Source organism: Metamycoplasma sualvi (assembly GCF_045276925.1).
Taxonomy (GTDB): Bacteria; Bacillota_I; Bacilli_A; order Mycoplasmatales; family Metamycoplasmataceae; genus UBA710.
The window spans coordinates 691,539-703,547 of sequence record NZ_CP174167.1 but is presented as its reverse complement, the minus strand read 5'-3'; the positions used below and the strand labels follow the sequence as shown (position 1 = coordinate 703,547).

Annotated in this window: 4 protein-coding genes; 1 reads left to right on the top strand and 3 read right to left on the bottom strand. The window is 26.5% G+C overall.

Translation table 4 applies throughout. From position 1 onward, the window contains the following. Positions 1 to 29: 29 nt before the first annotated feature. Positions 30 to 956 (top strand): hypothetical protein, encoded by a 927-nt coding sequence (locus ACJA29_RS03360; RefSeq protein WP_406602481.1) that lies wholly within the window; start codon positions 30 to 32, stop codon positions 954 to 956. A 154-nt stretch (positions 957 to 1,110) separates the two neighbouring features. Here the strand turns inward: ACJA29_RS03360 and ACJA29_RS03355 are convergent, their stop codons facing one another. From ACJA29_RS03355 to ACJA29_RS03345, 3 genes are all read right to left on the bottom strand, one after another. After that, positions 1,111 to 2,157, bottom strand: a complete 1,047-nt coding sequence (locus tag ACJA29_RS03355) for an IS30 family transposase (protein ID WP_406602478.1) — start codon at positions 2,155 to 2,157, stop codon at positions 1,111 to 1,113. A 159-nt stretch (positions 2,158 to 2,316) separates the two neighbouring features. Beyond that, a complete protein-coding gene (locus tag ACJA29_RS03350) occupies positions 2,317 to 4,968 on the bottom strand; it encodes a hypothetical protein (RefSeq protein ID WP_406602480.1) in 2,652 nt (883 codons plus the stop codon). After that, on the bottom strand, positions 4,958 to 11,980 hold the full coding sequence (locus tag ACJA29_RS03345) for a hypothetical protein (protein ID WP_406602479.1): 7,023 nt from the start codon (positions 11,978 to 11,980) through the stop codon (positions 4,958 to 4,960). Before ACJA29_RS03345 ends, ACJA29_RS03350 begins: the two co-directional genes overlap by 11 nt. Between the last annotated feature and the right edge of the window lie 29 nt (positions 11,981 to 12,009).

Genomic DNA, 12,009 nt, shown 5'->3' with positions numbered 1-12,009 from the left:
ACAAACAATGTTTGTGTAGAAAGGTAATAATGACTGATATTCAAATTTTAGTCACAGTTATTTTTGTTATTTCAGCATTTGTGATCGGGGTACCTTTAATTTATGGAATTTGTTTACCAATATTTAAACCAAGAATAAGTCCAAGAGCATATAAATATTTATACGCTTTTTCTTCTGGTTTCTTTATAATGATGTCAACAGTTCTATTCATTGGAGAATCAAAAACTCATTTAGAAGAAGAATTTATTACAATTTTTTCAGATAATATTGTTTTAGCTAAAACAATAACAGGAATAATGATTGCTTCTCTTATTTTGGTAGGATTATTATTTTCATTAGGACTAAAGTATTTTTTTGCTAAACACTTCAAAGGAAAAGCAATAAATTCTGAAAATGAAACTAAACATGATCATGATGAATTGATTTTTAATTTAAATGATCATAATCCTAAATCAAAAGCTTTTGCTATTTTCTTTTTATTATCTCATCGTATTCCAGATGGATTGATTATTGGAACTTTGGCCACACAAATAGCAAAATCAGGTGATATTAACCCAGTTAATATAATATTTTTATGTTCATTTCTGATTCACATTATTCCAGAAGAATTAATTATTTATTATCGTCAAATTCAAATGAATATACCTGTTAAAAAAGCAACTATTAATAGTTTGATTGCTGTTTGTTCAATTATTCCATTAATTGTTTTAGGATCAGTAATAACATGATTCTCATTAAATAATGAATTTGCAATTCATGTTGTTCAATTAATTGCAGCGTCTTTCTTGTTATTTATATCTATTGTTGAATTTATACCAGAATTTATTCATGATGTAAAAACAAATGGAAAAGAATGATACATTATTATATTAATTTGAATTATAGGTATTGCAATAGGAATATTTGTTTTATCATTCCATGATCACACTGCAGCCCATGCGCACATTCTTTCATAAAAAATAACTGTACAAATTATTACAAAAACCAAAGGAATCTTTGGTTTTCTTTTTTGTAATGACAATTGCAACACTATATCTATTATAAAAAAGAAATGTTTAAAAATGAAAAATTGAAATTATTAATTTCAAATTTGATCTATTAATTTTAAAATTAATTATTTATTTTATTAAAGACATCATAACTTGATTTCCAATTAAATATTTCTCTGGGCATTTTATTAATTTTATTTTGGGTATCTAAAATATCATTATTAGATAATAAAGAAAAATCTGTTCCTTTTTTTCAAAATCTTCTAATGATTCCATTTACATGTTCATTTGATCCTCTTTGATAAGAAGCAAAAGGTTCGCAAAAATAAACAATACATTTTAATCATTTGGCTAATAAACCAATCTTAGAAAATTCAATTCCATTATCAATGGTTATAGATTTAACACATAAATTATTTCTTTTTATCAATTGATAAACTTTTGAATTTAATTTCATAGGGTTTTTAGATTGAATTTTTTCAATAAAAACCATTCTTGTTTGTCTTTCTTGAAAAGTTATTAGATTTTCAAACCCATGTTCTCTTTTTCCAATAATTAAATCCATCTCTCAATGACCAAATTCTTGTCTATTATCAATGTATTTAGGCCTTGCTCATATAGGGATTATAAGAGAATTAGTGAATTTAGAAAATATTCCTTTCTTTCTTTTTCTGCCCTTAAGATAATATTGTCTTAACAAATCTTTTCTTTTAATTTCTCATCGATTTGATTTAATTCAATTATATATTTGTCTTCATGTAATTTTAGTTGTATTATTTTGTAATTTATAATAAGTTGTCTTAATTCCTGAATATCTTTTATCAAATTTTTGGATAAACTGATCAGTGAATTTTTCATATTTTAATAAATACATTGAATGATTATGTCATCTTCTTCTAATAGTTTTTTCTTGCGCTACATTGTGATCATAAAAACCATCAAAGGTATTTCTTTTCAATTCACGAGATATTGTGGATTTAGATCGTTTTAGTGTTTTGGCAATTTCAGAAATTGATTTTTGTTCTTGATTAAATAAAATATCTATTAAATATCTCTCGTTATGAGATAATTTATTTTGGTTATTTAACATCTTTTCTTTTCCTTTCCTTAAATGAATTAATATTACAGAGGGGAGGGGTTGGAAAAGATTTTTTATAAAAAAAATCACAATCCAACCTCTAATAATTTTATAAATTAATTAGTGTTGCGATTGTGATTACAATTTGGGAAACCAAAGGAATCTTTGGTTTTTTTATTCTATGTAAAAATAAATAATCAATTAAAAAACCAACACTAAGTTGGTTTATGTTTTATTTAAAATTAATATTTATTTTTTTAACTTTTTGTTTCTTGCCACAAAGTAAATAATTGCAAATATACCTAGAGTTGCAAGTGAAGCTACACCAATACCAACATAAGTAAGTAATGACATGTTATCTGATTTATCTTTTAATCCAGATACTGTAGGGGCTTCTCAAACATATGAAGAAGACATTGTTGGATCTTGATATTTAATAGTAATTTGATCACCATTACTTAAAGTTCCAGGACTAATTAATCAATTTCCATCACTACCTAAAACTTGGTTTCAATTAAATTCTATATCATTACTATAGAATGTTAGATATCCTTGATCTATTAAGTATTTCATGGTGTATTGTTCACGTGTAATACTTGAAGTATTTACTACAATAGTAGTAATATCACGGCTTGAAATCATATTTCCTTGACCATTAATTCCGGTGTAACCAAAATTCATAACATTCATTAATCTAATGAATTCTTCTTCAGTAATTGAAGTGTAACTATCACTAATTCTCTCTGGCAATCCACTAATTAATAATCCACTATTTTCAGGATAATCATTAGTTTGCGGATTTTGACCAATACTATTTGCTACAACTGTTGTACTGATATTACCAACTTTAGCTACTTGACTAAAGCTATAAGTATTATTATTAGCATTATGTTTATCCATATTAGCAACTGTGTTGTAATATGCTTTTTCTACAGGGGCACCTGTTGGAGCTACTAATTTTCATTCAACTTTATCACCATTTGATAAATCATTAATTGATTCATAATCATTAGTTCAATCTTGTTTTACTTCTTTATTAGCATTTCAAACTCTTACCATGAATTTGTATCCTTGTAATAAAGTAGTAACTGGAATGTGGTTGTCTTGATCATCATAAGGATTATCAACAAAGATTTCAAATTGACCTTCACCATTGAAGTTTCCACTTTGTTGAACTCTCAAGTATCGTAACAATTCTTCATCAATATCTGCTTCATATAATCCACTAATAGTAAATACTAAAGGTGAAGGTTGTTGAGCATAAATTAAATCATTTTCATTAGCAGAAACAATTTCAATTCTGAAACGGTCTCCATTACTTAAATTTGTAATACTACTTAAATCGTTGCTTGTAATATTTTGTGATGCTCCATTTATTGGAGTATAAGTAGTTTTTAGAATTACTTTAGAACCAAAGTCAGTTTTAATTTGATTAACAATTTCACCTATAGTGGTCAATTCAGTTGGATTAGAATTTTGACCTTCTTGTCTAGTTACTTTATACATATATTTCAATTTAGATTGGCCATTAATTGGACTTTTTGCAGGATCTAAAGTATTTTCATAAACATTAGCAATGTTATTAGCATCTTTAATGTAATTAATGAATTCTTCTGAATTAAATGTATAACGAATTAAATTATTATTTTCAATTGGGAATTTGATTTGTGAATCAATTGTGTAATCTTTAGTTACATTTGGAGTATCCACATAGTAATCAAAAATGCCTGGTTCATTAGGATCTGAATTACCTTTTTTGTTAGTAAATTGAATAGCAATATCTTGGAATTTAAAGAAGCTGTATAATGCATTAGATTCTCCATTATTTAATTCCAAAGTATAACTATTAGCATTAGTTTCTACTAATTCATGAGATCTTTGAACACTTGATGCTTTAATTGGTTTTGCTAAAATACCATTGTCTTTTTGTCCTTGTTGATAAAGAATAGGAATTGTTTGACCTTGAGTATCTCTAATTTCTTGACCATCAGCATTTTTATAGTTTCCACCAGTTTCTGCTCCATTAGCATCTCTTTTTACAAGTCTAGATCCATCACCAGAAACTAATACTTGATTTTGAGCATCAGTATAAAATTCTGTAAAGTAATTTAGTTGTAATGAAACATTTAAGTAATCATCAGAAGTGGCTGCTCCGCTGTTATTAGATCTTTTTAAACTAATTTGATCTAGCATTGCATAACCATCTAAACCATATGATGCTGATTCAGCAGCATCCACATTTCTTACTTTTAATGTTGCTCAATCAACATCAATATTATCAGTATGAACTTTATAACCAAATACTCTGATTTGATCAGTTGCAGCATGATTATTATCTTTTAATACATATCCATTAGGATTTGTATTAGAAGTTAATTGATCTTTTTTAATTCTAACTGCTAACATTACATAGTCATTAACTTTTAACTGGTAGTTTAAATTAGCAATAGTTGTATTATCACTTACTTGTTTTCATACATTATATTTATCAGATGAACTTTCATTATAAATATCTAAATCTTGTAATGCTTTTTGTTTTACTTCTTCATTAGCATCATTAGCAACATAATATACTAACTCTAATGCATTTCTTTGATCTTGAGGCATTGAAGTTGATAATGAAGTTAAGAAACTACTAAATGAATCAAAGGTTTGATTTGCTTTTTGAATTTCTAATTGGAAAGCACCTTCACCATTGTATCATTGAGCATTGTTAGAACTATCTAAGAATTTAATGTTAATGTCATTTGAAGATAATGGATTAGTAATAGCAACTGAAATTCTAATATTAATTTTTTTATTAGGATCAGCTTCATCAGAAGCATATTCTAAAGTATTATTTGCTTGTTTTTGATTATTTCAATATAAGTCATAATCATTACTTGTTACTTTAAATTGCATTGCAAAGTAACGACTGGTATATGAACCATTTTAATAACATAGATTTTTCTAATGGTGTTCCTGGTGTTCATACTTTATTAGCATCAGAATAGCTGGCAGTTTTGTCATTTTTATATAAAATGCTAAATAAATTATTTGATGAATAAGGTGCTAATGAAGCATTTAAATTATTGTAATCTTTAATATTTAAGAATGCTTCAGTATCACTTCCAATTACACTAAAGTTAGCAGCTTGATAAGGTACTAATTTATTTAAATTAATATAACCTTTAACACTATTATTCAATGTAGGAGAAATTAATTGTTTACTAATATTATTACTATTATCTTCATTGATATTAGTATTATCTACTTCTAATAAATATCTCGGATTTTGAGTATTATTTACATTAGCATTCAATACAAAACGAGCTTTAATGTCTTCTCTTAAAATAATTCAATTTGTATCATCTTTTGCTCCAGCAGCATTTTGCAAATGACTAGTAAAAGTATCTTTGATATATCAATTTATTCCATCATAAGTATATTCAATTTGAATGATACTTGTTACTGGCATCATATTAGCTTTTATAATTTCATCTAAAGCTGGTTGTTCATTAATTGTTAAATCTTTTAAATTACCTGTTAATGTAATGTTTTCTAATCATGAAGAACTTACTTTTAAAGCAACTTGAATTTGAGAACCATCTAATTTAAATGCTTGTGAATGTTGAGGATCATTTGCTAAAGCTCCTTGGAATACATATGCTTCTTTTACTTTGAATCTAATTCAATAGTTTCTTAAAGAATCAATAGGACTTGCATCGCTATAAACTGTTTGTCAACTATCAGCTTTTGGTTGATTATTTTCAGCTACAACATTATATTCCACTTCTAGTCCTCCAGGAACTTGAGAATTTAATCAATCACTTAAATTAGTAATAGTAAAGTTTTCTTGTGATCCAGTTAATTTTAAATTAGCAAAAATTCAGCCCTCTTGTGTTTCAGTTGTATTATTAATATAAATCTTTAATTTAGCACTTGCAGTTAAATTTGATGGATTGATGTTTGCAGAATCAGCATTTGATAATAAGTATTTATCAATATCATCAATTTTTGGATTATCTTTAATATAGAATTTAGCATAAACATTATTAGTGTTATAGTTAGTTGTTGAATTAGATAAAATATCTTTGAATTTATCAAATGTAAATCAAATACCATCTTCACTCTTTGTTGGATCACTAATAGTTTCTTCTAACACTAAATTATTTAATGAAAATCTAATTTCTAGATTTAGATCTGAAATATCAATACCATTATCTTGTAATGGTTTTTTAACTTCACTAATAATTGCTGGAATTTTAGTTTCAATTGTACTTGCATTAGAAATATTTTTTGTATCCCCTTCAAGTGGCAATTGACTTGTTAATTGACTAATATCAACTGTTACTAAAGTTGGTGCTAATAGAGAAAGTGGACATAAATCTTTTTCTAAAATGCTTAATTGTACTGCAGGAGGATTTTGTAATGTACCACCTTGAATATATTTAGCATTACCCATTAATTTATTATTAGTAAATTTAACAATAATGTTACCTTTAGTTGTAGCATCAGTTAAATATGAATTGGTAAAAGATACCCCTAAACATAATTTAGGATTTGTTTGATCATAAGCATTAACTTGATCTTTTAATTTTCAAGTTTCACTTTGTGCAGGAACATTTAATTCATGGTATTTAAAATTAATTCCTAGTTCTTGCAATCTTCTGGCAATTTCATCATATGTATAACCTGCTAAGAAACCACTTCCTTTAGTTCCAGTCATCGAAGGCATAGTAAAGCTTTGAATACTTCCGGGACCGCTATTTCCTAAAACAATAGCAATTTTTTGAGATTTAACATGGTTAACATAAGCTGATAAATCAATTTCAGTTTGAATTTTAAAAGTATTTGCTCATGAAGTTATCTTTGTGCTTGCAGTTGTTGAATTAATATCATCAACAAATATTACTTTGGCATTATCATTTTTCTTACTAAAAGTAGCATTAATTTTAATTCCCCTTTGGTCTTCACCTCAAAGTTTAATGATTCCAAGAGTTTCACTATTGTTATAATCTTTAATCATTTTTTGCAATTGAGTTACTAAAGTATCCGCTGTATAAATAGTTTGATCATCACCTATTGTATAAGTAATTTGCACTAAATCCTTAATTAAACTATCAGTTTGAATTGCTTTAGATTTAGCTCATATTTTATCTTCTCAACTTGTAAGAATATCTTTTGTTAAGTGTTTCAAATATAACAATTGATTGTTAGAATTTACTATTTCTACTTCATTAAATCAATCACTATTAATATCTACTAATTGACTTAATTGAGTTAAATCTATTGAATGAACAGAAGGAGTTCCTGCACTATTTCCCATTCCATATTCATAATTTGTGTTATTTGTAGTAATGATTCTAATTTTTAAACTTGGGGTTCCTGTTGGAACTGAAGTAGGAGCTTGATCTACTCAACTATTATTGATATCATTTCCGCTATTTGCATTGTAACCAATATTTGGTTTTAATGAATATTGGATTTTAATTCCTAAATTATTTGATGAATTAGAAGAAGCATTAACAACTTGTTGAATTAATTCAGGATATGTTAATTGTAAATGCCCTGTTGAACCAATTGCACCGATTTGATCTAAAGCACTTTCATATTTTGCTGCTTGAACATAAATTTTAATATTGTTTATGGTTGAAATAGATGTATTGTTCAATTGAAATGCTACATCTGACCCGTTACTTAAAATAAATTTAGGATCTTCTCCTGTAACTGTTTTTAAATACAAACGAACCCAAACAGTATTGCTGTAATTAGTTTCATTTTGCGCCTTTAAATGATTAATAAAGTTTTGTCTTGTATAAAAAGTTGTAGAAGCATCTGGTTGATTGTTTTGCAAAGCATATTGAACTTCTAGATAGTTACCCAATTCATCTCATGTTGCTTTATCAGCTGGTGCAGCAGCATTTTTACCATCATGTTGAATGTCATTAATGATTGTTTGTGCATTTGAAATATTAATATTAAGATTTCAATTATTTCCTGTAAGAATTGATTTAGTAAGAAAATTTTTTTTAACATTATCTTGCAATGTAACTAATATAGGGACATTTAATTTAAGACTAATTTCATCAGAAGTTCCATTTACTATGTTAGTTCCATCTGTTGAAAGAACAACATTATAAAGATTAGTAGTATCAACTTTAAATCTCATTTTTATTTCTCTTGCATTAGGATCATATGAGTTGATTTCTGCTTTATTTGTTGTTCAGCTATTATTTTTTTGATATTCAATTGCAATTCCAAATTTTGCTAATACTGTAGTAATATCATCATATGATTTACCATATAAAAATCCATTACCTACATTACCCGTCATAGCAGGTGGAGTAAATGAAGTAATACTATTAGGTGTTGAACCTTGAACAACTGCTGTTTTTGAACTAGTTAAAACATCAATATAAGGTTTTAAATTAATAAAATATTTAATATCAGTTTTTTCAATAATGTTGTTGCCATTAGTAAAATTAGCTTCACTAATTTTATATTTATCTTGGTCACTATCATTTTTAACAGCAAATTTAACATAAATCTTAGTTGCTACATTGTTATTGTTTTGATACTGGTTGTCATTATTGTATAAACTAATAATTCCTAAATTACTATCATTGTAATTCTGTCATTTTGTTTTTAATAAATTATATAAAGCATTTGCATCTACATAACTAGATTGATCTAAAGAGTAAGTTAATTTTAATTTATCTTTTAATGCTCCCAAGGTTTGTTGAGCTTTATTTAATACATTAGTTTGATAAGTGTTTAGAGCATTTGTAAACTCAGATTCTACTATATTATTAGTTGTAGTACCATTCAAATATTTACCAGTTATACCTGTTAAAGTTAAAGATATATCTTTTAATCAATTATAATCAACACGAATTGGAATTGAATCTAATGAAATAGCATCTGATACAAATTCTCTATGACCTGATAAATTTGAGGAAGAAACTATTTTATCTGCATTTCAGTCCTGATGATTAGTTGGTAAACTATAAAGAGCAAATCTTACTTTTTGAATATTATTAGGTAATGAAGCTCCACTACTATTTGGAATTTTATAACTTCCACTAGCAAACATATTTTTACCATCACTATCTTTTAAAGTATTACTATTAAAGTCTTTTCAATTGCTAGTTTCATCTGCTGATCCAACTAATAAATATTGGAATTTAGCATATCTACCTATCATTTGGTTGTATGAACTAAATCTTTGTTTAGCTCATTCTAAGTAATTGTTTTCAGGAGTTAAAATAATAGCAGTACCATCATCATTATATTTAGCTGAAAAGATTTTATCTGTTGTAGCAGTTTGTCCATCACGCACTAAAGTATCTTTAATATTAATAGTTGTTCCATTTAATAAGTGAGCAACAAAGTTAGAAGTATTTGTGGGAACACTAATTCATGAATTAGTAATATTATTTTTTACTTGAGATCCAAATCCATATTCACTATTATCATCAAAATTTTTAGATGTTTGTTCATAAATATTACGGTTGCCTTTATATTCATCTTTATAGATATATGAAACACCACTTGTTGCATCACAACCGATTTGAGTTCCATCTGCTAATGTATATATTGTTGAATTGAATCTGGTGTAGTTAGGATTTAATTTTAAATGTGCCTGGATAATGATTTGTCCAGGAGAATATATTCCATTAGTTGGATTAGCAGCATCACCATATGTTAAATTTGCAACTTTTCATTTAATGAAATCATTAAGAATGGTGTTAAAAGTTGTTTCACCATTTGATGAATTAAGAGGATATGTTTTTTTGAATTTACCACCACCTTCATTTTCTAAAGCATTTTTTCAAGTTGAATCTGCATCATTATTAGGATTGTAATTAATCCCTAATTCTAATCTTAAAGGTGAATCAGTACCGGAGGTTAAATTAGCATTATTTAATGGGCTAAATGTTAAATTATTACTTGTTCCATTTCAATATCCAATATTATGAGTTCCAAATGAAGAACCATATTTTCCTTGATTTGGAACACCTGCTCCTGAAGGAGATTTAACTTGAATAGTTATATTATTTTGATTTGGAGTTTGATTAAAAGATTCTACTTTATAGTTAGTTGATCAAGAATCTAATAATTGTCATGAAGCATTAGAAATAGTAACTGGATACTCAAACGTTTTAATTTTTGCAATACCATTTGTATCAGTATAAAAAGGATTAGTTCAACTATTATTTGTTAAATTAAATTTCAATGTTACATTTAAAGAGGGGGTTGCTTGTGATGTGTTATCAATTTTAGTTACTATTTGAACTCTTTTAACTGCCATTGAATTGTAACTTCCTACTTGTCAATTTGAAAATAATTCTACAGATTTATTATTAGCTCCAAAAAAAGCAGGGTCAGATAATTTACCAAAACTAGTTGCAACCGCCCTATTTTGGCTAGTATCATTATAATCATTTAATGCTTCATTATTTTGGTAGTAGTTAGCTCCCTTAGTTAAATTTTGATATGTTCTTGGGAATCATTGATTCAAATCAGCACGAGAAGTAATGTAGTTAGTAAATGAATTATCAGTTATTCTAGTTTTATTAACACCATTTGAACTATTTGTTGTCAAACTATCCATATTAATAGAATTAATAATAAGTGGATTAATAAAAGCAATAGGTGTAGATTTTACAGTGCTATCCGCCCCTGCAACTGCTACATCTTTCTTTGTCCCTGTTGTAGGAAAATATAAATTTAATTTGTTATTTTGACCAGTTAAAGAATTAACATCAAATCAGAATCCATTTTTATATAGATCATAGATTCCACCAGATTTAGCATTTCCGCTTGTTGAAGTATTTGCTATTAATTCATTACTAATAGTTACACTATACGGAGCACTAGAAGAATTAGGAATAATAAAATTACTTACTTGACCTGTAAGGCTATTACCTATTCAAAAACTTGCATAGTTATCTGATACTCCTGAATATCCTGAATAAGCATCTTTATTATTAACATTTTCAATTTTATTTGGTCTTGAAGCATAAATAATAGTATTATCAAATGGGCTAACAGAGATTAATCTTGAATATAATTGTTCTGTATAATTAGCATAATCATTTGCACCATGTATGATAGAATCTATTGCATTAGGTCATGGATATCATTTTAAAACACTTGTGCTAGCTATTAGATTCATGGTTGCTAACCTATTATTAATATAATGATTTACTATTTTTTCTCCAAAATTAAATGATTTTGTTGTTGAATTATTAAATGTTAATTGTGCTGCATCTGAATTATTAATTTCCATTTGGAACACATTAAAGATTGGAAGAGAAATAGAGGAAGAAGTAGAATTAGAAGGTGAGGCGTATGGATATGCGAATGTTATTACTCTTTCATTAAACATATTTCTAGTAGGTAATAAAAAAGCTTTATTAAAATCATTGCTTCAGTTATTGGTTCAAAAAGTGGATACTTTAGAATTGTTATTATTATTTTGTTCAAGATAAACATTTAAACTGTTATTGTTATTTTTGTTTAAACCAACTTTTCCACTATCTTGAAAAGTACAATTATTACTTTCTATTGCATATGATGCATTATGATAATATATTTTTTTATCACTTTCATTAATTGTAAAAGTTAAAATAGTAAATTTTGTTGAAGTACTATTATTTATATCTTCTGGAATAACAATAGGACTAGTAAGTGGATAATAATTAGTATTAGTAGAGTCAGAATATGGTGTTTTAATTTTATTAAAGACATTACTTGAAATATCAATTGGCACTATTGATGCTGAACTACTATTTCCATTTCTAACATTATCTATTTCGCTTTTTTTAATTAAATAGAATTTTGCTAATCCATTATTGTTTTTTCAAATATTGTCATAAAAAGCATTAATAGTTAATGATTTTCTTTTTTGTAATGACAATTGCAACACTATATCTATTATAAAAAAGAAATGTTTAA